Raw genomic sequence first — 23664 nt, 5'->3', positions numbered from 1 at the left:
AACTTCGTCACGTTCGTTCAATTCTTTTAGTCTGCATGGGCAATATCTGCCGTTCACCGACCGCGGAGGCGGTGTTTCGCCACAAGGCAAAGGCGATGGGGCTCGACGTGTTGATTGACTCGGCGGGAACCATAGATTATCACGTCGGAAAAGGGCCCGATCCACGTTCACAACAGGCAGGTCGACGTCGAGGCTACTCGTTTAAGGGGATCCAGGCTCGACAGTTCCATCGCCGAGACTTTGCTGTTTTTGATCTGATCTTGGCTGCGGACCATCAAAACCTGGCAGATTTGAGAGCTCAGGCAAAAAGTGATGAGGAGCGGGCCAAGTTGGGGTTGATCCTGCAGTGGTCTGATAGAGAGGAGTTGGAAGTGCCCGATCCCTACTATGGCGGCGAGCAAGGCTTCGAAATCGTGCTGGATCTGATCGAAACATCGGCTGAGCAGTTACTGCAAAAGATCCGTGGTTACTAACAGGCGCTGACCATTTTGGCTTTGGATCTCCAAAGGTGACAGAGAATATAAAAAAGGCCACCCGATAGGGTGGCCTTTTTTGCGTCTCTCGCGATTATTCGGTAGGACGGGTCATGTTGGCGTTGACCATGCTGCTGTAGCGGTTTTTGGCAAAGTCATTGCGCTCTGCTTCAACTTCAGCGACCTTGACCTCAGCCAGAGGCTTGAGCTCAGCGCTCTCCTTAGGCGTGGTCATCTCGGACTGGGCACCGCGGCTCAGATCAACCAGGCCACTGCGGCCTGAATCAACCTTGGCCTCTTCGACCTTGGCTTCAACCTGAGTCTCTTCGACCTTGGCTTCTTCTACCTTGGCTTCAACCTGAGTTTCTTCGACCTTGGCTTCGACCTGAGTCTCTTCGACCTTGGCTTCAACCTGAGCCTCTTCGACCTTGGCTTCAACCTGAGTCTCTTCTACCTGAGCCGCTTCGACTTTGGCTTCAACCTTGGCTTCAACCTGAGTCTCTTCGGTCTTGGCTTCTACCTGAGCCGCTTCGACTTTGGCTTCGACCTGAGTCTCTTCGACCTTGGCTTCAACCTGAGTCTCTTCGGTCTTGGCTTCGACCTGAGTCTCTTCGACCTTGGCTTCGACTTTGGCTTCGACCTGAGTCTCTTCGACCTTGGCTTCGACCTGAGCCGCTTCGATCTTGGCTTCGACCTGAGTCTCTTCGATCTTGGCTTCGACCTGAGTCGCTTCGATCTTGGCTTCAACCTGAGTCGCTTCGACCTTGGCTTCGACCTGAGTCTCTTCTACCTGAGTCTCTTCGACCTTGGCTTCAACCTGAGTCTCTTCGACCTTGGCTTCGACCTGAGCCGCTTCGATCTTGGCTTCTTCGACCTGGGTGGCGGGGGCCTGAACCTCTTTCACCTCATCTGCTGGCAGGTCGATCTGCAGCTGTACTTCCTGCTGAGCTTCAGCTTCAGGGTAGCGGGCGTTGATCGGATCCTGATCGTTCTCTTGAGCCACTGGCTTGTCGAACTGAGACTCTCCGTCGCGGTGCATGCGACGACGACGCTGACCAGCGGCGCGCAGGTGGCGCGGGCTGCGACGGGAGCGACGGTGAGCCTGACGCTCATTATCGGTCAGAGTCAGATCGTCCCCTTTAACCGGCTGAGCCATTTGCTCTTTGCTCTGAACCTCGGCTTCGACCTCAGCGAATGCTGAAACCGATTGCACGGACTGCATCGGCTCGGCTGGAGCAGTCTCTGGAGCCGCGACGGTATCGATCTTAGTCTGACCAGACTTGTCCAAGCGAACAGAGCGCTCAAGCTGGCGACGATTGCGGCGCTCACGCTTAGGCTTCTCAACTTGCTCGTCGGCTACCTGTGGTTGCTCCTCACGGGGCTGTTTGGCTTGACGCTCTTCGCGACGGCTTTCTTCGCGCTCAGTGCGACGATTGTCGTCACGACTGATTTCTTCACGCTGAGGGCGACGATTGTCATCACGACGGCCCTCTTCACGCTCGTTACGGCGGCTGTCATCACGACGGCTTTCCTGGCGTTCGCCACGACGGCCTTCGCCTCGCTGTGCATTGCGGCGCCCTTCCTCTTTACGCTGTTCGCCCTGCTCGCTCTTGGCTTCATCGGTACGATCACGGCGGTCACGACGCTGACGACGGCGTTCTTTGTTCGCTTCCAGTTGTTGCTCTTTCTCGGCATCATCACGCTTTTCATTGCGTTGACGTCCGCGGCGGTTGCGATCACTGCGCTCTTGGCGTTCGCCACGTCGGCGATTTTGGGAGCGGCGACCCTTAGGTTCAGGCTTAACCTCCTCTTCACTGCTAAACAGCCCCTTGATGGCGCTGGCTAGACGGCTTAGCAGGCCGGACTCTTTGGCTTTAGGTTCAGTTTTGGTTTTGCGTTCCTGACTGCTTTGGCGGCCATCTTTCTTCGCCGGGGCAGTCTCTTTTTTCAGCGTCGCTTTGCTTTCTGCTGCGGCAGGGGAGGCCAAACCGCTCAGTGCAGGCTTATCGCCTAGCTGACGCTCCAGCTTGCGCGGTTCGTAGAGTTTGGCTTCCGGGCGCTCGACTAGGCTGTAGCTAACCTCTGCGATGGTGTCATCTTTGCGGTGGCGCTCTACCTTATAGGCCGGTGTTTCCATGTGCGGATGGGGGATCACATACACTTCGACCTTGTGGCGCTGCTCGATGATACGGATCGCTTTACGCTTCTCGTTCAACAGGTAGGCGGCGACATCGACGGGCACTTGGGCTTCGATCTGGGAGGTGTTCTCTTTGATCGCTTCCTCTTCCATCAGACGCAGGATGGACAGGGCTAAAGATTCGGTGCCACGGATGGTGCCCTGACCGCTACAACGGGGACACAGGTTGGCCGCAGATTCTCCCAATGAAGGGCGCAGGCGCTGACGGGACATCTCCAGCAGACCGAAACGGGAGATCCGACCGATCTGCACGCGAGCACGGTCCTGGCGTACGGCATCACGAAGGCGATTTTCCACTTCACGCTGGTGGCGCACCGGGCCCATATCGATGTAGTCGATCACGACCAGGCCACCCAAATCGCGCAGGCGCAACTGGCGGGCGATCTCGTCAGCCGCTTCCAGGTTGGTTTGCAGTGCCGTTTCTTCGATATCGCCACCCTTGGTTGCACGGGCGGAGTTGATGTCGATGGCGGTCAGCGCTTCGGTCGGATCGATCACGATGGAGCCGCCGGAAGGCAGGCGCACTTCCCGTTGGAAGGCGGACTCAATCTGAGTTTCAATCTGATAATGAGTAAAGAGCGGTACTTCACTCTGGTACAGCTTCAGTTTGGATACCGCGTCCGGGCGAACCAGGGAGATATGCTCTTTGGCCTGCTCGAAAATACGTTGGTGATCGATCAGGATCTCACCGATGTCGCTGCGCAGATAGTCGCGAATGGCGCGGACAATCACGTTGGATTCCTGGTGGATCAGGAAGGGTGCCTGACGGGATTCTGCGGCTTGCTTAATGGAATCCCAGTGATGCAGCAGCACATTGAGATCTTCTGCCAGCTCCTCGGCGGCTTTGCCGACCCCGGCAGTACGGACAATCAGGCCCATACCTTGAGGCACGGTCAGCTTGGACAGTGCGTCTTTAAGTTCGCTGCGCTCATCCCCTTCGATACGACGGGAGATCCCACCGGCCCGAGGGTTGTTGGGCATCAAGACCAAGTAGGAGCCCGCCAGGCTGATAAAAGTGGTCAGGGCCGCGCCTTTGGTGCCGCGCTCCTCTTTGTCCACCTGAACGATCACTTCCTGACCCTCTTTGATCGCTTCCTTGATGGTAGGGCGGCCTTTCTGGGTCGGATTGATGAAGTATTCGCGGGCGATCTCTTTCAGCGGCAGGAAACCATGGCGATCGGCGCCATAGTCAACGAAGGCGGCTTCGAGGGAGGGCTCTACTCGGGTGATTTTCCCCTTGTAGATGTTGGCTTTTTTCTGTTCGTGACCTGGGCTTTCGATATCCAGATCGTACAAGCGCTGGCCATCGACCAGTGCAACACGCAACTCTTCGGATTGAGTTGCGTTAATCAGCATTCTTTTCATTGGGTGACTGAGTCCATTTTCGGTCACCGCACAGGTATGACGGTTGTGACTCCCGCGCCCCACAAGCGCTCACAGCCTCACGGCTGGTACGGGGGGAGGGAAGGCTGATGGCGAAAACGCCATACGCAAGAGCAGGCTGCTGCAGGCTAGCTGCAGATGTTCTATTGCCTGGTAGGCCTCATTGTCTGGTGTGGTATCACACCACCAGGTCGCCCGAGGGCGCCCTGGTAAAAATTCTCAAGCCGGAGTTTTTGCCGGCAAACCTGTAACGGTAACAATTACCTTAAGTACGTTAATTGGGGGGAGGGTTCGTCAATGACCTATGTTGTCTGGATCGGGCCGCAATAGGGTCGAGCTGCGGGCTTATCGACCTGACGAAGAAGTGCGAGACACTCACTAAAACTGCGTAGCTGTCTGGCGTTCCCTTGCCCCGTCGAATGGCAGCAAGGCGCGTAAACGCGTTTGCTGACCGGTTCGATGCGACAAGGATAGCAATAATGAAATATACGGGCAATCGGCTTTCGACTTCATTTGGGCTGTTTGGCGATAGCGGGTACAATGTTTGCCATGAAAGTATCCGATCCTCAAACATCCGCCAAAGTTCAGTGGGTGGACATTACCGACGACCACGCCGGCCAACGCATCGACAATTTTCTGATCACCTTCTTGAAAGGCGTGCCTAAAAGCCTGATCTACCGCTTGTTGCGTAAAGGCGAAGTGCGGGTCAACAAAAAACGAATCAAACCGGAATATAAGCTGTGTGATGGGGATCAGATCCGCATCGCACCGGTTCGGGTCGCCGAGCCTAAGCCTGATGCCCTCCCCAGCGCCAAACTCAACAAGGTCGCGGCACTGGAAAACCATATCGTGTATGAAGATAAGGTGATGATGGTGATCAACAAACCCTCGGGGATCGCGGTCCACGGGGGAAGCGGTGTCAACTTCGGGGTGATTGAGGCGCTAAGGGCGCTAAGGCCCCAGGAGCGTAGTCTTGAGCTGGTGCACCGACTCGATCGGGCCACCTCCGGCCTATTGATGATCGCCAAGAAGCGCTCGGCACTGCGCCACCTGCAGGATCAGTTGCGGGCCAAGACCATGCGCAAGCAGTACCTGGCGCTGGTTAAGGGGAACTGGACGGCGAAGCGTCGGGCTGTGCAGGCGCCGTTGCTGAAACTCGAGCAGACCACGGGGATCCGCGCCGTGGTGGTCTCCGATAAAGGCAAGCCATCGGAAACCCGTTTTCGCATCATGCAAAATTTCGCCGAAGCGACGCTGGTGGAGGCCAGTCCCATAACTGGGCGCACCCACCAGATCCGGGTTCACACTCAACACGCCGGCCACCCTATTGCCTGTGATGAACGCTATGGCGATCAGGAGTTCGATCAGCGGATGAGCAAGGCTGGCCTCGATCGGCTGTTCTTGCATGCATTCCGTCTCAAGTTTACCCACCCGGTGGAGGAGACCACCATAGAGCTGGAGGCACCTTTGGAGCCTAAGTTGATCAAGGTATTGAAAGGATTAAAAGGAGCTTAAGGATGTCGACACACTATGGACTGGTGATCTTTGATTGGGATGGCACCGTGATGGATACGGTAGGCCGTATCGTTGAGAGCTGGCAGGCCGCCTCCCGTCAGATGGCACTGCCGGTGGCCTCCGTCAACACCATCCGAAGCCTGATTGGCTTGTCGATGGAAGCCTGTATTGAACGGGTGGCACCTCAGATCAGCGAGGCCGACAAGCTTCGTTTTCGGGACAGCTACCGCAATCACTATCTGGCAAGTGAGGCGGTTCCGGCCCCTCTGTTTGAGGGTGTCCCTGAGTTGCTGGATCAGATCCGCAGCCGGGGTCATACCCTGGCGGTCGCCACAGGAAAGGCCCGTCACGGCCTTGAACGGGTACTCGACAGCTCCGGGCTACGGCCTTTCTTTCCTTACACGCGCTGTGCCAGTGACACGGCTTCCAAGCCTCACCCCGATATGGTGCTGGAATTATGCCAGGAGGCGGGGGTATCACCCGAGCGCACCTTGGTGGTGGGTGATGCCTGGTTCGATATGGAGATGGCCCGGCGGGCCGGGGCCGATGCCATAGGCGTCAGCTACGGTGCGGGGGAGCGAGAGGCACTGCTGACGGCATCGCCGCGGGCGGTGATCGATCGTCCCCTGGAACTGCTCGATTGGCTTGATTGAGCCTTTATCACCTCCCGCACCCCGGGGCTAATCCTTGATGAGCCTCGGGGTGACCTGGTGGTAGCCCCGGGGCTGTGCTGAGGTTTGCCGCTATGACTTGGGCCTTTGGCTGAGCAGTACGTCGATCCCCTCTTCGGCCAACATCTCCCCTAGGGTGATCAATGGCAGACCAATCAGGGTGTTGGGATCTCGTCCCTCGAGGCGGTCAAACAGCATGATCCCCAACCCTTCGCTCTTAAAGCTTCCCGCACAGTTGTATGGGGTTTCCGCCAGGAGATAGCCCTCTATCTGGGCATCGCTCAGTGCTTTGAAATGCACCTGGAAGGGTTCGACCCGGGTTTGCGCCACGCCGCTGTCACTATTAACCAGGCTCAGCCCGGTATAAAAGGTGACGGCTTTACCCGCGGCGGCGCGCAGTTGGGCCACTGCCTTGTCATGGCTACCGGGTTTGCCGAGGATCTGACCGTCGACTACGGCCACTTGATCTGAACCAATGACCAAAGCGTTGGCATGTCGTGCGGCGACGGCCCGGGCCTTAGCTTCGGCCAGTCGAGCGACCAGGGCCTGTGGTGTTTCGTCGGCTTGCGGCGTTTCATCCACCTGGGGTTTATCACAGTCAAAGCTCAGGCCGAGCTTGGTCAGGATCTCACGGCGAAAGGGCGAGGTAGAGCCAAGGATAAGCTGCTTATGCATAGTAAAAAAACAGTTGAGTTGAGGTTGGCTGCAAAGGTTAACAAAGCGCATTGACAGCACCAAGCCAAAGACGTAAAAAGCCCCGTCTTGTGGATCCTTTCTGCAAGCTTGCGCTATGATCGTCAAACCGGCTTCAGCCGGGGCTTTGTGGGGGCCAAATTTGTTTTGACTCCCGTAGGCACACCCGATAATATGCGCGGCCTATGCAGAAAGTACGAATACCGGTTACGCTGAATCCAGCCCGATCCGCCCAACGTCAACTTCGTTATGATGGAAACATTCCGGCGAAGGTGATGAAGCGTGTCAATGGAGCCAGTGCCGGCGACTGCAAGGAAGTTGATGTTTCCGTGGAATGCGGCGTCGATGTTCAGGGGATAGTCTACCTCAAGGGGAAGGCTGTGACGGAGCTCACTCTGACATGTCAACGTTGTATGGAAGTTTATCAGCATCCTGTCGCGGTTGAATTCGCATTCAGCCCTGTGACTGATGATTCACAGATAGATGAGCTCCCGGATGCTTATGAGCCAGTCGAACTCGACGAAAATGGTGAGGTGCATCTACAACAACTGATCGAAGACGAGATCTTGCTGGCGTTTCCTATCGTGGCTGGCCACGATACTGACGACTGCACTATGGCGTCCCGAGATGTGGTTGTGGGTGAAATTAACACCAAACCTGCTGATGAGCGTCCGAAGAACCCGTTCGCGGTGTTAGAAACTCTTAAGCGAAATTAAACTAGGAGATTGGGGCCATGGCCGTACAGAAAAGCAAAGTAACCCGTTCCCGTCGTGGTATGCGTCGTTCTCACGATGCACTGACCAACGTACAGCTGTCTGTTGACGCGACTTCCGGTGAGAAGCACCTGCGTCACCACATTACTGCTGACGGTTTCTACCGTGGCAAGAAGGTAATCAACCTGTAAGGTTACCAGCTTGTCTAATCTAACCCTTGCGTTAGATGCAATGGGGGGCGATCATGGCCCCCATGTCACAGTGCCTGCAGCTTTGCAGGCACTGTCGCATTATCCCCACCTAAACATCATACTGGTTGGCGATCGTATCGCGGTTGGTGAGCAGCTTCACCAGCACAACGCATCTGACAATCCTCGCCTCCAACTGCTCCATGCCGAGCAGGTGGTTCCCATGTCTGAACGCCCCATTCAGGCATTGCGCACTCGTCGGCAAAGCTCGATGCGGCTGGCACTTGATCTGGTGCGAGACGGCCAGGCTGACGCCTGTGTCAGTGCTGGCAATACCGGTGCTCTCATGGCGATGGCGAAGGTGGTGATCCGAACCCTCCCTGGTATTGACCGACCAGCTCTGGTCGCACGTCTGCCCACCCTGACTGAACATCCTGTCTATCTCCTGGATCTTGGCGCCAATGTGGTGTGTGATTCCGAAACCCTGTTCCAGTTTGCCGTGATGGGCTCGGTACTGGCCGAGTGTGTTGGCCAACGCCCTCAGCCACGCTTGGCACTGCTCAACGTCGGGGCGGAGGAGATCAAGGGCAATGACCAGGTTCAACAGGCTGCACAACTGTTGCAAGCGACGCCCCAACTGAACTATCGAGGTTTTATCGAGGGTGATGGGATCTTCACTGGGGCGGTTGATGTGATTGTCTGCGATGGTTTTGTTGGAAATGCCACGCTCAAAGCTTCTGAGGGGATCGCCCGCTTGTTGGTGCAGCAGCTTAAACTGGGGATCGAAGGCAGTCTTCTGGCTCGCGCCCTGGCCTGGTTGTTGAAAGGGCGGTTGCGTCGCCTTAACCGTCAGATGAACCCCGACCAGTATAATGGTGCCAGTCTGTTAGGATTGCGCGGTATTGTGGTCAAGAGTCATGGCAACGCCGATACTGGCGCTTTCTATCGCGCAATTGAAGAAGCGATGGTCGAAGCACAGCGGCAGGTGCCACGGCGGATCAAGGACCGGCTCGAGTCGGTATTAATGGATAAGTCTTAGTCTTCTATGCATACAAAAATTTTGGGCACCGGCAGTTATCTGCCTCCCCTGGTGCGCACCAATGCCGATCTGGAACGCATGGTCGACACCAGCGATGAATGGATCTTGGAGCGTACCGGTATTCGTGAGCGCCGGATCGCGGCTGCCGATGAATCGGTCAGCACCATGGGCCATCAGGCCGCGCTCAAGGCGCTGGAAGCCGCAGAGATCGATGCCGAACAGCTCGATATGATCATTGTCGGTACCACCAGTGCTGAGAATGTCTTCCCGGCGGCCGCCTGTGAGATCCAGGCCCTGCTGGGGGTGAATGGGATCCCAGCCTTCGATGTGTCGGCGGCCTGCAGTGGATTTCTGTTTGCCCTCTCGGTGGCCGATCAGTTTGTCAAATCCGGCCAGTGTCGCAACATCATGGTGATAGGTGCCGATGCGCTGACTCGTCAGTGTGATCCGGATGATCGTACGACCATCATCCTGTTTGGTGATGGTGCCGGTGCCGCCGTGGTTGGTGCCAGCCAGGAGCCAGGGATCCTCTCTACGCATATCCACAGCGATGGCCGTCAGGGCGATCTGCTGAAAACTGCGATGCCTAGCCGCAGTAAATGCCCCGAGCCCCGTCAGGATGATTACCTGGTGATGAAAGGCAATGAGGTGTTCCGCCATGCCGTGACCCGATTGTCACAGGTGGTAGGAGAAGCTCTGGAAGCCAATAATATGGCCAAGAGTGACATTGACTGGCTGGTGCCCCATAACGCCAACTACCGTATTTTGAAAGCCACGGCCAAGAAGCTGGAGATGCCCATGGAGCAGGTGATCCTGACCCTGGAGCATCATGGCAACACCTCGGCTGCATCCGTGCCAATCGCCCTGGATATCGCTGTGCGTGATGGCCGGATCCAGCGTGGACATACCCTGTTGCTGGAGGCCTTTGGTGCCGGCTTCGCCTGGGGTGCCGCCGTGGTGAAATACTGAATTCTCCGTTTCAAGGAATTAGATCATGAGCAAAACCGCATTTGTCTTCCCGGGTCAGGGCAGCCAATCCGTTGGCATGTTGGCCGATCTGGCCGGTGAATACCCTGTAGTGCAGGAGACCTTTGCCGAGGCGTCTGACGCCCTGGGTTTCGATCTTTGGCAGATGGTGCAGGAAGGTCCTGCTGAAGTGCTGAACGAGACCCACAACACCCAGCCTGCGCTGCTGACCGCCTCTGTGGCGATCTGGCGAGCCTACCGCCAAAACGGCGGCGCGGCACCGGCCGTTTTGGCCGGTCACAGCCTGGGCGAGTACTCGGCCCTGGTCTGTGCCGGCGTGATCGATTTCAAAGCCGCCGTTAAACTGGTCGCTTTGCGTGGTCAACTGATGCAGGAAGCGGTTCCTGCTGGTGTCGGTGCGATGGCCGCGATCATTGGCCTGGATGATGATGCCATTGCCAAAGCCTGCGCCGACAGTGCCCAAGGCCAGGTGGTCTCTCCGGTGAACTTTAACAGCCCGGGCCAGGTGGTGATTGCTGGGCACAAAGAGGCCGTAGAGCGCGCTGGTGCCGCCTGTAAGGAAGCCGGTGCCAAGCGGGCACTGCCTCTGCCCGTCAGTGTACCGTCCCACTGTGAGCTGATGAAACCGGCGGCTGAAAAGCTGGCGTTGGCACTGCAGGAAATTGAGTTTAACGCACCAGAAATTGCTGTGATCAACAACGTGGATGTGGCCAAGGCCGAGTCCAGCGATGCGATCAAAGAGGCTTTGGTACGCCAGCTGTACTGCCCTGTACGCTGGACAGAAACTGTCGAGGCCATGGCGGCGGACGGCGTTGAAAATCTGCTGGAGTGCGGTCCGGGTAAAGTCCTGACCGGTCTGGCAAAACGGATTAACAAGTCCCTGTCTGCGGCCGCCGTGAATACACCGGCTGCTCTGCAGTCAGCCTAACCATTTAGGGAGAAGGAATATGGGCGTAGCCCTGGATTTAACTGGTAAAGTCGCTTTGGTCACCGGCGCCAGCCGTGGGATCGGTCGTGCCATCGCTGAGCAGTTGGTTGCTGCCGGTGCTAAAGTCGTGGGAACCGCGACCAGCGAACGCGGTGCTGCTGCCATCGCCGAGTATCTCGGTGAGCAGGGGACTGGCCTGGTTTTGAACGTGACTGAGCAGGCCTCGGTTGATGCACTGTTTGCCTCCATCAAGGAGCAGTACGGTGATATCGATATCCTGGTGAACAATGCCGGGATCACCCGCGATAACCTGATGATGCGTATGAAGGAAGATGAGTGGTCCGATATTATCGATACCAACCTGACCTCCGTGTTCCGCACATCCAAGGCGGTGTTGCGTGCCATGATGAAGAAACGTCATGGCCGGATCGTCAATATCGGCTCCGTGGTCGGTACCATGGGTAACGCTGGTCAGGCTAACTATTCGGCAGCGAAAGCCGGTTTGTTGGGCTTTACTAAGTCTTTGGCCAAAGAAGTGGCCAGCCGTGGGATCACCGTCAATGCAGTGGCCCCTGGTTTCATTCAAACTGACATGACCGATGAGCTCACCGATGAGCAAAAAGCGGGGATCATGGGCCAGGTTCCAGCAGGACGTTTGGGCCAGGCACAGGAGATCGCCGACGCCGTGCTGTTTTTGGCGTCTGATCGCGCCGGTTACATTACCGGTGAAACCTTACATGTGAATGGCGGCATGGTAATGGCGTAAGCCAAACCTGCGGCTAAAGGCGGTGAAATTGGTTCGATAAGTGACGATTACGTTTATATTTTCGTGGTTTGACCACAAAGCTAAATGCTTGCATTGTCACTGGAATCGAATACACTAACCGCAAATCAACGCATCTGCGTACTTGAACAGGAAAGTAATAACATGAGCAACATCGAAGAACGCGTAAAGAAGATCATCGTTGAACAGCTGGGCGTTAAGGAAGAAGACGTTAAAGCTGAAGCCTCTTTCGTTGATGATCTGGGTGCCGACTCCCTGGACACCGTTGAGCTGGTTATGGCTCTGGAAGAAGAGTTCGACACTGAGATCCCAGACGAAGAAGCAGAGAAGATCACTACCGTTCAGGCTGCGATCGACTACGTTCAGGCTAACCAGTAAGCCGAACCGATTCATTTAAAACAGGCGGCCTTGGCCGCCTGTTTTGTATTTGGAGGTTATACCGTGACCAAACGTCGCATCGTAGTTACCGGCCTCGGGGCAGTGACCCCGGTGGGTAACGATATTGAAACTACCTGGAATAACCTATTGGCCGGGCAAAGTGGGATCACGCCGATCACCCATTTTGACGCCAGCGAATTTGCCGTGCGTTTTTCCGGGTCGGTGAAGGACTTCGATGTTGAGGCCTACCTGCCCAAGAAAGAAGCCCGTAAGATGGATCTGTTTATCCAGTACGGCCTGGCGGCCTCCATCCAGGCGATCAAGGACTCTGGCCTGACCATCGATGAGCAAAATGCCCACCGTATTGGTGCCGCCATCGGTGCCGGGATCGGCGGCCTGCCCCTGATCGAGGCTAACTACGCTCAGTACCAGAAGTCCGGTCCGCGTCGGATCTCACCTTTCTTTATTCCCTCCACCATCATCAATATGGTGGCCGGTCATCTGTCCATCATGTATGGATTCACCGGACCGAACATTGCCATCACCACGGCATGTACCACGGGTGTGCATAACATTGGCCATGCCGCACGGATGATTGCCTATGGTGATGCGGACGTGATGATTGCCGGTGGCTCTGAAATGGCGACCACGGCTCTGGGTGTGGGGGGTTTTGCCTCCGCCAAGGCCCTATCGACCCGTAACGATGATCCACAGAAAGCTTCTCGTCCCTGGGACAAGGATCGGGACGGCTTTGTCATTGGCGACGGTGCCGGCATGATCGTACTGGAAGAGTATGAGCATGCGAAGGCGCGTGGTGCCAAGATCTACGCCGAGTTGGCCGGTTTTGGCATGAGTGGCGATGCTTACCATATGACTTCGCCACCGGAAGATGGTCGGGGCGGTGCTGCGGCCATGCGTAATGCGATCAATGATGCGGGCATTGCTCCTGAGTCTGTGGGTTACATTAACGCCCACGGGACCTCGACCCCTGCGGGTGATATCGCCGAAGTGAATGGCGTGAAGGGCTTGTTTGGCGAACATGCCTACAAGTTGATCATGGGCTCCACCAAGTCCATGACCGGACACCTGCTGGGTGCTGCCGGATCGGTTGAAGCCATCTTCACCATCCTGGCGCTGCACAACCAGGAAGTCCCACCGACCATCAACCTGGAGAACCCCAGCGAAGGGTGCGATCTGGACTTCAACACGGGCGGCGCCCGCAAGGTTGAACTGGATTACGCCCTTTGTAACTCCTTTGGCTTTGGTGGTACCAACGGCTCTTTGCTGTTTAAACGCAGCTAAGAGGCGTTGGGCAAAAAAACGGCACCCAGTAGGGTGCCGTTTTTGTTTTCTTCTCGCCCGGGGCCACAGGGATCGAGTTCCGGCTTACTCAGCTTGCCTGCCCATCGCCAGGTAGTTCAACAGGGCCGTCAGAGCCTCCTCTGAATCGATCTCTTCCAGGTTGACCCGGTAGCGGCCATTCACCATCAGTGCCGGTACGCCACGGATCTGGGCATCTTCTCTGAGCTGCTGTTGCTGGCTGAGGCTAGCCTGGATCTCGGGATGGCGAGAGAGTCTCTGGTACTGTTGAACCGGGAGATCTAGCCCTTTGATCAGCTCAAGGAGCTCAGTGGGCTCAGAGAAACTCATCCGCTTTTCATGGATGGCATCAAACAGGGCATGCTTGATCTGATCTGTTTGTTGGAGCTTGTCGGCTACGATGAGGGCAGTGGTGAGCTGCGGGCCCTGAGGGCCGATAAAGTCGACGTGGATCTGCTCGAATTGGACCCCTTGCTGCAATCCCGCCTTGATCGTTGGCAGGCCCTTTTCAAATTCGTAGCAGTGGCCGCAATAGAGCGAAAAGAACTGGGTCACTGTCGGCACTGCAGTGGGCTGGGCCCCCTCGATCACTGAATAATGGGTCCCTTCGGCGTAGTGGACTGGCCCCTGCTCACAGGCCATCAGCAAGCAGCTTAGGGTGATCAAAAAGAACGATTTCATTCTGTTAGCCGGTTTTGGATTCATTGAATCAAAGTTGGCACTGCTTTGACAAAATTGCCAATGGAACGGCTCGCCAAAATAGCTCTTCTTAAGTCGGCTCCATTTTCAAGGGCGCCTTTGGCGCAGCAGCTGCGTTGTGCTCTTAAGATCCGGGAGCGGTCCTAAAAGCCCGGCTCCCCAAGCCTGGGCACATTCACAGTTTGTCGGGTGGCGCACCATTCGGAGCGATGATTTAGCCGAGGTTCAATGCTGCGGAGTTGCCAAACGCCGGAATGATCAGGACTTTTGCATTTCGCAATAAGTTAGGAGGGCTCATAAAAAAATAGCTTTTAAACAAGGTCTTATAGTTTGGCGCAAAGTTTGCTTTAGGCAGAAACCTATTGCAGAGGAGAAGCCCTCTATGCGCCACTACGTCTTGTTGCTCAGCCTGCTGCCCGGAACGCTTTGGGCGTTACCTTTCGAAGAGTGCCCCACGGAAGCGTTTCTATTTCAGGATCCGACCACATTGGTCTACGGAGTGGATCTGGTTACGGGGTCGTCTGAGCTGTTGGCGCCCAGTACCGGGATCAGTGGGACGATCAATGCCGTCGGATTCAATGAAACCGACCGTTATATCTACGGATTTAGCAAAGTTCGCCTGGATGTGGTGCAGATTGGCAGTGATCTTCAGGCGACTCCCCAAGGGGTGAGCGGCCTACCTGCCGGGGTCCACTTCTTTGTTGGGGATGTTGCCGGGGACACCTACTGGATCTACAAAAAGAACCTCGGGCTCTTTGCCATTCCTCTGTCCGGAGCGGGGCGAATGCAGGCGACCCAGTTGCAGGGGGCCGATCAAAGCCTCAATCTCACCGACTTTGCCTTCCATCCTGGCGATGGCATGCTCTATGCGCTGGATAACAGCACGGGGATCCTGCACCGCATCGATATTGTTGACGGCAGTGCCACGGCGGTTGCCAATGCGGGGATCACGGGCACTTTTGGCGCTGGCTACTTTGAAAAGTCTGGGTATTTTTATGTGTCCCGTAATCAGGACGGGCAGATCTATCGTCTGGATCTGCGGGATCCCAACAATATCCCCGATGGGGCCACCTTGTTTGCCTACGGGCCGAGTTCGGGTCAAAACGATGGTGCCCGTTGTGCAAGCGCGCCAGTGGTCGCCAGCAATACGGACTTTGGCGACGCCCCGGACAGCTATGGTACGACCCTGGCCAATAATGGGGCACGGCATGCCTTGAGTGACTCGGGACCTCGTCTGGGCAGCCTGGTGGATGCGGACAATGACGGCTACTTGGCGCCCTTTAGCGATGACAGCACGCAGTCGGATGATGAAGACGGGGTAATGGTGATGACCTCGCTGCAAAGCGGTCAGGATGCGTTGCTGTTGATCACGGTATCCGGTCAGGGCGGCTACTTGCAGGGGTTCTTTGACTGGGATCGTGACGGGCAGTTTGCGCCAGAGGGAGAGCAGGCGTTGACCGACCGTTACCTGGATCCTGGCGAGCACCGGATATTGATCCGGGTGCCGGACGATGTGTCTCAAGGCAGCAGTTATGCACGCTTTCGGATCAGCTCAGTCACTGGGATCGGTCCCAATGGCGGTGCCGGGGATGGCGAGGTGGAAGATCATCCCATCGAGTTGTCCCAGATCCCCTTGACCTACAGCTACTACCCGTCTGCCAGCAGTTGGGCCACCTTGGCCTTTGAGGATCATTGGCCCCATCAGGCGGATTACGACATGAATGATCTGGTGATGGCGATCCGCACGACGGAAGTTCGCAGCAACGGCAGCCTGATCCGTATCGATCTCAGTGGGGTGTTGCTGGCAGCCGGTGCCGACTACCACAATGGTTTTGCCTGGCACCTTCCTGGCATGCCCAGGGCGTCGATCGACGCGGACAGGATCAAGTTAAGGATCAATGGAGTCGATTCCGTCGCGACCGGCTCGTTGGAGTCGGGACGCAGTGAGGCGATCGTTCGGATCTTTGACGATGCACATGGCTTGCTTGAGGCCCCTTGTCGGTACTACCGAACGCAGGCGGGGTGTGACGATGGGCTGCAATATCAGTTTGAACTGAGTCTGCCCGTAACTCAGGTGCCCGGCACTCTTCCTCCCATGCCCTATAACCCTTTCCTGTTTGCTTCAGAGAACACTTTCCGAAAGGGCTTTTCGCAGCCGCCGGGTCGCGGTCTGGAGATCCATCTGGCCGATCATCCTCCGACGGAAGGCGCGGATCTTGGGATCTTTGGTACCGAGCAGGATCGCAGCCAGCTCGGCGGTAGCACCTATCGAAACGATAATAATTTGCCTTGGGGGCTGTTGATCCCCCAGGGCTGGAGTTGGCCACAGGAGTTTGTCGATCTGCTCCAGGCTTATCCGGATTTTGCCCCCTATGTGGAGAGCGACGGCACCCTTAAGAGGGACTGGTATCAGCGCGAAAATGCCGTGACCACGCAACTGTTTGATCAGGAGTGATGATGATGAAATCTAAAACAGGCTTGTGCCGCTTAGGGCTGATGATCTGGGCACTGCTCCTTTGTGGTTGTGGCGGCGGTGGTGGCGAGGATGTCGGGCCTTCAGCTGAAACGAGTGCTGAGCAACCGGCTCCCCTTGAGTCGCCGAGCCGAAGCATGGCGGAGCTGATCGCATCCCCGGAGATGGACTTTAACGAGGACCGGCTGGTGGACGTTTCGGTTCGATACGCCGGTGAAGGCACGGTCTGGCTATTTCCCCAGGGGAAGTTGGAACGGCCGCAACGGGATGCGCCCCTGGCGTTTGGGGCCCTGGTTGATGGGGGGTTCTCGGTGCAACTCCGGCTCTCGGATCAGACCAGCCGGGTGGTGATGGAGATCTGGTTTGCCGATCCCGGGCTTGAGCCCTTGCAGCAGACGTTTTCCCTGATGGACAGCACTTTGGTCTGGCAGCCCTGAAGGCGCAAGGCCGGGCTGGTATCTGCCGCCATGATCAATGACAATACTGCAACGCATTGATAGTGGGAAATAAAGTGTATGAGCAAGGTCGCTTTTATAGGTCTTGGGGTCATGGGTTACCCCATGGCTGGTCATCTCCTGGCAGCGGGTCATGATGTCTGTGTCTTTAACCGCACGACGGCCAAGGCGCTGCAATGGACCGAACACTATGGCGGACGCAGCGCACAAACCCCGGCCTTGGCCGCGGCCGGCGCCGACTTAGTGTTTGTCTGTGTCGGTAACGACGATGATCTGCGAGCCGTGGTGCTGGGCGAGGAGGGGGCCTTGGCCGGAATGGCCGCGGGTTCGGTGCTGGTGGATCACACGACCGCCTCGGCCGATGTGGCCCGTGAATTGGCCTTGATCGCCGCGCAGCAGGGGAAGCACTTTCTCGATGCGCCCGTATCTGGCGGTCAGGCCGGTGCGGAAAACGGTGCCCTGACCGTGATGGTCGGTGGTGAGCCCGAGGTGTTTGAACGGGCCAAACCTGTGATCGACAGTTATGCGCGGAGCGTGGCACTGATGGGCGCGGTAGGCAGCGGCCAACTGTGCAAGATGGTGAATCAGATCTGCGTTGCCGGCGTGGTGCAGGGATTGGCAGAAGGCTTGAGCTTTGCCCAGAAGGCGGGACTCGACGGAGAGAAGGTGGTCGAGGTGATCAGTAAAGGGGCCGCCCAATCCTGGCAGATGGAGAACCGCTCTCACACCATGCTGCAGGGCGAGTATGATTTTGGTTTTGCGGTGGACTGGATGCGTAAGGATCTGGCCATCGCCCTGGAGCAGGCGCGTCGCAATGGTGCGTCCTTACCAATGACAGCCCTGGTTGACCAGTTTTACCAGGAGGTACAGGCCTTGGGCGGCGCTCGCTGGGACACCTCATCGTTGATGGCGCGGCTGACCCGGCGTTAAGCCAGTGCCTTGTTCTTGCCAAAGTGACCAAGCCCATCGTGATGATGGGCTTTTTCATGCCTACAGACTGATCACGTCCAGCTCAACCTGACTCACTGAGCCCAAGGCCGCGATGGAGGCGTGGCGCTGATCGAGCTGAGCCCCGGCTTTTTGGCACAGCAGGGCACGTGCGATCTGGTTAAAAGGCACCCGGGCCAGGGCCATGGCGCTTAACGCCATCTGCATCGGCGGCAGGCTGGGGTTGAAGGCGGCATTTTCGGCGTAGCGTCCGGCAAAGGTGCGACCATCTTTGCTCTGCAGGACGATGGCCGACGGGCTATGGGAATAGGGGGCGTAACTGGCGTTGGCGTGTTGCACGGCAAGGCTTAGCAATGGATCTGCCTCCGACCCTGGTTGGGGCAATCCATGATCCATGGGGGCCATCAAACCGGTTTCCACTCCGAGATCGGCGGGACCGAAGGCATAGGGCAGGTAATGGGACAGTGCCTGACTGCCCTGTTCCGGCAACACCACGTGGAGTTGATCCGCAAACTGCAGCTCGTTCATAAATTGGCGGCAGTGGCCACAAGGGGAGGCGTTGATCACCATGGCCGCCAGACCGGTTTCACCGGACAACCAGGCATTGCTGATGGCAGATTGTTCCGCATGAACGGAGTGAAACAGGGTTTGTCCTGCCAGCTCCAGGTTGGCACCCAAGTAGAGGGCACCGGAGCGACCTTCGGCAATGGCGCCCACATGAAAATGGGAGATGGGGGCCACGGACAGGCTGGCGGCCAGGGGCAGCAGGGCCATCACCAGTTCCTGCTCAGCCATGCCAGTAGTGTGTTGCAGTTGCTGACGCTGGTCGGCCCGGATCACGCCGTGAAACTCGGGGGTAAGCAGGGGGCTCACGGCAGCTGCCAGCGGCGCGGGCAGTTGTTCAAGAGCCGATTTTAGATCGTGTGTCATAGGAAGATCCCGTACAAAGCCTGAGCCAAAGTGTAGGGCTTTGCGCCGCGAGTGAGTGTGCGTCAGCTCACGGCGTTGAGTCAGCAGTGACTGCATCTGACTCAGAGGCTCTGTAAATAGTGTCCCAGGGCCGTCAGCAGCCGGGTTTTGGTTTCATCGGAACTGTTGTGCTCAATCAGCTGTTCCAGCTTATACAGATATTCGGGGTTGTTTAAGGCGCTGCGGCAGTGATCTTGCCATTTGTGCTGCTCCGTTTCGCTCAGGGTATGAGGATAGTTTCGTGCTCGGTAGAGGAAGTAGAGAGGCGCCAGACGAGGATCGCTGAACTGGGGAGCCAGGGCCGCCAAGTGCTCCGGTGCCGTGGTTCGGACAAGCTCCATTTGGGCTCGGTCGGCATCGCTGAAGAAGCCGCCGTACAGTTGTTGATCCACCGGGCGGTCAGTTTCAGGCGGTGCCGAATCGGCAAACAGGCCGTGGAGTTTTTCCCGGATCGTCTTGTGGTGCTGCTTGAGCAGGCGGTAATGCTCACGGCATTGAGGCTTATCCAGGCCCAGGCGCTGGGCATTGGCGTCATCCAGGGTACTGGCTGGAGCAATAAAGGGGCTGCGATTGAGGTGCACCAGCTTCACTGGGACCCTGGGCTCTCCGTCGGGTCGTTCACTGGCTTTGAGGTAGAGCTTTTCTCTGAGGGTCTGGATATCCCATTCGAGCAGTGGGGTGGGATCCAGGGTCATGTCGACACAGGCGACGGCATTTTTGTTCTCCGGATGCCACGCCATGGGCAGTACCAGTGCCGCACAGCCTCTGGCTGCGGGAAAACGGGAGCTGATATGCAGCAGAGGCTTGAGTGCCAGGATATCGATCTGTTGGGCGACCGCCTGCTTGCGACGCAGGGAAAAAGCCCACTGATACAGCTTAGGCTGCTTCTCTTTGATCAACTTGGCCAGGGCGATGGTGGCCTTGACGTCGGAGACGGCATCATGGGCGCTGTCGTGACCGATCCCGTTGGCAGCGGTCAGGTGCTCAAGCTTAAAACTGGGCACGCCCTCTTCCCGCTCTGGCCACTCGATCCCTTCCGGCCGCAGTGCATAGCAGGCCCGAACCAGATCGATGATATCCCAGCGGCTGTTGCCGTTTTGCCACTCGCGGCCGTAGGGATCGAAGAAGTTCCGATAGAGGCTGTAGCGGGTCACTTCGTCATCGAAGCGAATGGAGTTGTAGCCGACGCTGCAGGTGCCGGGGCGAGCCATCTGCTGATGAACCTTGGCGATGAATTCCGCCTCGACGCTGCCTAGCCGGTTGGCTTTTTGCGGCGTGATCCCGGTGACAAAGATCGCTTCAGGCTGGGGCAGGTAGTCGGTGGGCAGTTGGCAGAAGAATTCGACCGGCTCCTCGATGATATTCAGCTCGAGATCGGTGCGGATCCCGGCAAACTGGGCAGGCCGATCGGCGGCCGGATCGGCCCCCCAAGTTTCATAGTCGTGCCACAACAGGCTCTGATCTTGCTTCATCGTGTGTTCGAATAGAGGATAAAGACCAATTGTAACAGATGTTTGATCCCGTCGGCCTGCCTGCTCGAATGAAAGTCGGTCAGGATACTGGGGTTTCTTCTGACGAGGCACCGGTGTGGCGGCCGAGATCCTCCACATAATCATCCAGGATCGTCATCACTCGCTTGCGGTGATAGTTCTTGGGATCAAACAGGATCCTCATGCTCAATCCCAGCAACAGGTTGAGCATGGCTTCGGCGGCCACCTGGGCATTGAGATCAGGGCGCAGGTGACCCTGAGCCTTCTGTTCGTTGATGATGTACTCCAGAGTATCCTGCGCATACCCCATGGACTCGGCCAATTCGCCCTTGAGTTTAGGCTGGACCATGGTACGCCCCCAAAAGGAGATCCGGACCCACCACTCGGTTCGTCGGATCGCATCCAACGGCAGGGTGGCTTCCAGCGCTTTACGCAAAGAACGATTGCGCAGCAGGGCAAAGCGCTCCGCCGCACGTTGGTCGACATGAGAGAGGGCGGCCCGCATCAACTGATCTTTATTGTCAAAGTAATGCCCAACCAGACCGGGGGTAAAGCCTGCCTCCACCGCAACATCCTTCAGGGTGGTGTTCTCCAATCCCCGTTGGGCGATAACATTGGCTGCGGTGGCGGCGAGGATCTGCCGACGAGCATCGTGGTCTACAACTTTTGGCATCGGGTTTCCTTACCGAACTGTCTTTCCCATCATTTTATGCATTTATCTCAATAAATCAGCTTTTTCTGCTAGGCGTGATATTTGACAGTGTCGCAAGGTTTTTTTATTGTTTGGTTATTCAATAAAGGGGGCGTTATGGATAACCAAGGGATCACCCAGGAGTGGCAGGCAACCATGGCTCAGTGGCAGAGCCGGCAGCAGGCTGCGAAGGCCATGGGCGGAGAGCGGAAACTGGAGCAGCAGCGCAGGAACGGAAGGCAGGATGCCCGTCAGCGTATTGCTGCCCTGGTGGATCCAGGCAGTTTTCGCGAGTTCGGTACCTTGGTGGGAGGAATATCCTGGGATGGACTGCCGGCGGCTCCAGCGGATGGGATCATCACGGGTTTCGCCCGGATCGAAGGGCGGCCCGTGCTGGTTGGAGCGGAGGATTTCACCGTACAAGGGGGCTCCATCGGCTTTGGAGCCCACGCCAAACGATTGCGCCTTGCCCAGCTGGCGCTTCAGGAGCGCTGTCCTCTGATCCTTTTGCTGGAGGGCGCCGGGGAGCGGGCCAGCAATGGATTGCAGCGCCATCCCTATGGGGCCAACGATCTGCAGCTGCTGGCCCAGCTTAAGGGCAAGGTGCCCACGGTGGCTGTGGTGATGGGCCCCTCGGCGGGTCATGGTGCGCTGTCGGGCGTGCTGCTGGACTTCATCATCATGGTGGAGGGCAGCGCCCTGTTTGCCGCCGGCCCCCCTTTGGTGGCACAGGCACTGGGCGAGCACGTCACCCCGGAGCAGTTGGGCGGGGCGGAGATCCATACAGTACACTCCGGCGTGGCCCATAACCGGGTGGTCAGTGAGGCAGATGCGTTTATTCAGGTACGTCAATATCTCTCCTACCTGCCAAGCAATGCGGATCAAGCCGCTCCCCACCTCGAGCAGGGACAGGATCTGGGACCGCGCAGTCTGGATCGGATCTTTGAGCTGGTGCCCCGTAACCCGATGCGGGGCTATGACATCAAGAGGGTGATCCGCGAGCTGGTGGATAACGGCGATTACCTTGAGCTGCAGCCGGATTATGGGGCAGCTATGGTGATCGCCCTGGCCCGGCTGGGCGGCCGGTCTGTAGTGCTGGTGGCTAACCAGCCTCAGGTGATGGCGGGAACCATTAACCGGGCTGCAGCGGAGAAGGCGGCCTATTTCCTCGAATGGGCCGGCGAACTGCGCCTTCCTGTGCTGTTCCTGGCCGATAACCCCGGGGTTTTACCCGGCAGTGCCTCGGAGCGGGCCGGGACGCTGGCGGCGGCGGGTCGTATGTTCCTGGCCCAATCCCGCCTACGAGGCCCCAAGCTACACGTCACCCTGCGCAAAGCCTATGGTTTTGGCAGCTCGGTGATGGGCATGAATCCCTGTGATCGGCAGACCCTGACCCTGGCGTTCCCGGGACTGAGCCTGGGGGGACTGCCCAGTAAAGGGGGGAGCCAAGCGGCGGGCATGAGTGACGAGGAGGCTCAACGCATGGCCCAGGCGGAAGCCAATGCGGCCTGGGGAGCGGCGGATACCCTGGCCTATGACGAGGTGATCGATCCGCGTCAGCTGCGTAATGCCTTTCTGGATGCTTTGGCAATGAGCCAGGGAGGTGAACCTGTGAGATCGGAGAGAGGCCAGCCATGATCTTTTTCGGCAATCAGGCTACACTGCGCGGATCCCAGTTGTATTAAGAGAATTTGCTATGGCGATCCAATGGTTTCCCGGCCATATGAACAAAGCGCGGCGTGAGATCAAGGAGGTGATGCCGCAGATGGATGTGATCATCGAGGTGCTCGATGCGCGCATTCCCTACAGCAGTGAGAACCCCATGGTGGCACAGCTGCGCCGGGACAAGCCGGTGATCAAGATCCTGAACAAGGCGGATCTGGCGGATCCCACCATGACTGAGCAGTGGATGGCCTATCTGGAGCAGGAGCAGGGTGTGAAAACTCTGGCGCTGGATACGGACAAAGCCAGCCAGGTGCATAAGATCACCGAGCTGTGTCATAAGCTGGTGCCGAATAAGGTGGGTCAGGATAAGCAGATCAAGGCGATGATCATGGGCATTCCCAATGTGGGCAAATCGACCCTGATCAATACCCTGGCCAAACGTGTCGTGGCCAAGACAGGTAACGAGCCGGCGGTCACCAAGGCCCAGCAGCGGATCAAGCTGGAGCAGGGGATCATGCTGTACGATACCCCGGGGATGCTCTGGCCCAAGCTGGAAAACGAGCACTTTGGCTATCGCCTGGCGGCCATTGCCGCGATCCGCGACACCGTGGTGGATTATGAAGATCTGGGCAGCTACGTTTCCGAATACCTGATGCGGATCTATCCTGAGCGCTTGATCGAGCGCTACAAGCTGGATCACCTGCCGGAGCAGGATTGGGAGTTTATGGAGATGGCGGGGCGCAAGCGCGGCTGTATGCGCGCGGGCAATCGGGTTGATTTTGCCAAGTTTGGTGCCCTGCTGATCAATGAGCTGCGCAGCGGTACTCTGGGGGGGATCACCCTGGAGACACCAGCCATGGCCGAGGTCGAGAAGGCCGAGCTGGAAGAGGCTCGGCGCAAGGCCGAGGAACTGAAAAAAGCCCAAGAGGAAGAGAAGCAGCGGCGCAAGCGCAGTCGTTGAAGGGCTTTCTTGCAAAGGAACCGGGGCTTGCCCCGGTTTTTTTA

At 57.5% G+C, this 23664-nt stretch carries 22 protein-coding genes; 16 read left to right on the top strand and 6 right to left on the bottom strand.

Annotated features, from left to right (window positions below):
* The first annotated feature begins 35 nt into the window (after positions 1-35).
* On the top strand, positions 36-473 hold the full coding sequence (locus AC2D8U_RS18135; RefSeq protein ID WP_484620595.1) for a low molecular weight protein-tyrosine-phosphatase: 438 nt from the start codon (positions 36-38) through the stop codon (positions 471-473).
* Between the two features lie 94 nt (positions 474-567).
* Here the strand turns inward: AC2D8U_RS18135 and rne are convergent, their stop codons facing one another.
* Complete coding sequence (gene rne / locus AC2D8U_RS18130; RefSeq protein ID WP_484620486.1) at positions 568-4035, bottom strand: ribonuclease E; 3468 nt, start codon at positions 4033-4035, stop codon at positions 568-570.
* A gap of 558 nt (positions 4036-4593) precedes the next feature.
* Here rne and rluC point away from each other — a divergent pair.
* Together rluC and AC2D8U_RS18120 are read left to right on the top strand one after the other, a co-directional pair.
* Positions 4594-5568, top strand: coding sequence for a 23S rRNA pseudouridine(955/2504/2580) synthase RluC (gene rluC, locus AC2D8U_RS18125; protein ID WP_484620485.1), 975 nt, complete (start codon positions 4594-4596; stop codon positions 5566-5568).
* 2 nt (positions 5569-5570) lie between these two features.
* The gene (locus AC2D8U_RS18120; protein WP_484620484.1) at positions 5571-6221 is read left to right on the top strand and encodes an HAD family hydrolase; all 651 of its coding nucleotides are present in this window, start codon (positions 5571-5573) and stop codon (positions 6219-6221) included.
* Positions 6222-6311: 90 nt separating this feature from the next.
* On the opposite strand, the gene AC2D8U_RS18115 is transcribed toward AC2D8U_RS18120, so the two are convergent.
* Positions 6312-6914 carry a Maf family protein gene (locus AC2D8U_RS18115; protein WP_484620483.1) on the bottom strand — a complete coding sequence of 201 codons (603 nt, stop codon included), beginning with the start codon at positions 6912-6914 and terminating at the stop codon, positions 6312-6314.
* Positions 6915-7117: 203 nt separating this feature from the next.
* Between AC2D8U_RS18115 and yceD the strand changes: the two genes are divergently transcribed.
* From yceD to fabF, 8 genes are all read left to right on the top strand, one after another.
* The gene (gene yceD / locus AC2D8U_RS18110; protein ID WP_484620482.1) at positions 7118-7648 is read left to right on the top strand and encodes a 23S rRNA accumulation protein YceD; all 531 of its coding nucleotides are present in this window, start codon (positions 7118-7120) and stop codon (positions 7646-7648) included.
* A 17-nt stretch (positions 7649-7665) separates the two neighbouring features.
* On the top strand, positions 7666-7836 hold the full coding sequence (rpmF, locus tag AC2D8U_RS18105) for a 50S ribosomal protein L32 (RefSeq protein WP_484620481.1): 171 nt from the start codon (positions 7666-7668) through the stop codon (positions 7834-7836).
* 10 nt (positions 7837-7846) lie between these two features.
* Positions 7847-8872 carry a phosphate acyltransferase PlsX gene (gene plsX / locus AC2D8U_RS18100; protein WP_484620480.1) on the top strand — a complete coding sequence of 342 codons (1026 nt, stop codon included), beginning with the start codon at positions 7847-7849 and terminating at the stop codon, positions 8870-8872.
* 6 nt (positions 8873-8878) lie between these two features.
* Positions 8879-9841, top strand: coding sequence for a beta-ketoacyl-ACP synthase III (locus AC2D8U_RS18095; protein ID WP_484620479.1), 963 nt, complete (start codon positions 8879-8881; stop codon positions 9839-9841).
* Between the two features lie 25 nt (positions 9842-9866).
* Positions 9867-10787 (top strand): ACP S-malonyltransferase, encoded by a 921-nt coding sequence (gene fabD, locus AC2D8U_RS18090; RefSeq protein ID WP_484620478.1) that lies wholly within the window; start codon positions 9867-9869, stop codon positions 10785-10787.
* 19 nt (positions 10788-10806) lie between these two features.
* The gene (gene fabG / locus AC2D8U_RS18085; protein ID WP_484620477.1) at positions 10807-11553 is read left to right on the top strand and encodes a 3-oxoacyl-ACP reductase FabG; all 747 of its coding nucleotides are present in this window, start codon (positions 10807-10809) and stop codon (positions 11551-11553) included.
* A 162-nt stretch (positions 11554-11715) separates the two neighbouring features.
* Complete coding sequence (acpP, locus tag AC2D8U_RS18080; RefSeq protein ID WP_067657665.1) at positions 11716-11949, top strand: acyl carrier protein; 234 nt, start codon at positions 11716-11718, stop codon at positions 11947-11949.
* A gap of 63 nt (positions 11950-12012) precedes the next feature.
* Positions 12013-13251 carry a beta-ketoacyl-ACP synthase II gene (fabF, locus tag AC2D8U_RS18075; RefSeq protein WP_484620476.1) on the top strand — a complete coding sequence of 413 codons (1239 nt, stop codon included), beginning with the start codon at positions 12013-12015 and terminating at the stop codon, positions 13249-13251.
* 84 nt (positions 13252-13335) lie between these two features.
* On the opposite strand, the gene AC2D8U_RS18070 is transcribed toward fabF, so the two are convergent.
* Positions 13336-13950: a thiol:disulfide interchange protein DsbA/DsbL gene (locus tag AC2D8U_RS18070; protein ID WP_484620475.1), complete on the bottom strand. Its 615-nt coding sequence runs from the start codon at positions 13948-13950 to the stop codon at positions 13336-13338.
* Between the two features lie 400 nt (positions 13951-14350).
* Here AC2D8U_RS18070 and AC2D8U_RS18065 point away from each other — a divergent pair, with 400 nt between their 5' ends.
* From AC2D8U_RS18065 to AC2D8U_RS18055, 3 genes are all read left to right on the top strand, one after another.
* Positions 14351-16423 carry an LruC domain-containing protein gene (locus tag AC2D8U_RS18065; protein ID WP_484620474.1) on the top strand — a complete coding sequence of 691 codons (2073 nt, stop codon included), beginning with the start codon at positions 14351-14353 and terminating at the stop codon, positions 16421-16423.
* A 5-nt stretch (positions 16424-16428) separates the two neighbouring features.
* Positions 16429-16878, top strand: a complete 450-nt coding sequence (locus AC2D8U_RS18060; RefSeq protein ID WP_484620473.1) for a hypothetical protein — start codon at positions 16429-16431, stop codon at positions 16876-16878.
* 78 nt (positions 16879-16956) lie between these two features.
* Positions 16957-17826 (top strand): NAD(P)-dependent oxidoreductase, encoded by an 870-nt coding sequence (locus AC2D8U_RS18055; protein WP_484620472.1) that lies wholly within the window; start codon positions 16957-16959, stop codon positions 17824-17826.
* A gap of 60 nt (positions 17827-17886) precedes the next feature.
* On the opposite strand, the gene cdd is transcribed toward AC2D8U_RS18055, so the two are convergent.
* From cdd to AC2D8U_RS18040, 3 genes are all read right to left on the bottom strand, one after another.
* Positions 17887-18774, bottom strand: coding sequence for a cytidine deaminase (gene cdd / locus AC2D8U_RS18050; protein ID WP_484620471.1), 888 nt, complete (start codon positions 18772-18774; stop codon positions 17887-17889).
* A 101-nt stretch (positions 18775-18875) separates the two neighbouring features.
* Complete coding sequence (gene sbcB / locus AC2D8U_RS18045) at positions 18876-20285, bottom strand: exodeoxyribonuclease I (RefSeq protein ID WP_484620470.1); 1410 nt, start codon at positions 20283-20285, stop codon at positions 18876-18878.
* A gap of 79 nt (positions 20286-20364) precedes the next feature.
* Complete coding sequence (locus AC2D8U_RS18040) at positions 20365-20976, bottom strand: TetR/AcrR family transcriptional regulator (RefSeq protein WP_484620469.1); 612 nt, start codon at positions 20974-20976, stop codon at positions 20365-20367.
* A 135-nt stretch (positions 20977-21111) separates the two neighbouring features.
* On the opposite strand from AC2D8U_RS18040, the gene AC2D8U_RS18035 reads away from it, so the two are divergent.
* Together AC2D8U_RS18035 and ylqF are read left to right on the top strand one after the other, a co-directional pair.
* The gene (locus AC2D8U_RS18035) at positions 21112-22632 is read left to right on the top strand and encodes an acyl-CoA carboxylase subunit beta (protein WP_484620468.1); all 1521 of its coding nucleotides are present in this window, start codon (positions 21112-21114) and stop codon (positions 22630-22632) included.
* 58 nt (positions 22633-22690) lie between these two features.
* Positions 22691-23620, top strand: a complete 930-nt coding sequence (gene ylqF / locus AC2D8U_RS18030) for a ribosome biogenesis GTPase YlqF (RefSeq protein ID WP_484620467.1) — start codon at positions 22691-22693, stop codon at positions 23618-23620.
* Positions 23621-23664 lie beyond the last annotated feature (44 nt).

Source organism: Ferrimonas sp. YIN67 (assembly GCF_057219095.1).
Note: the sequence above shows the minus strand (reverse complement) of the source record. Positions and strands in the feature narration are given on the sequence as shown.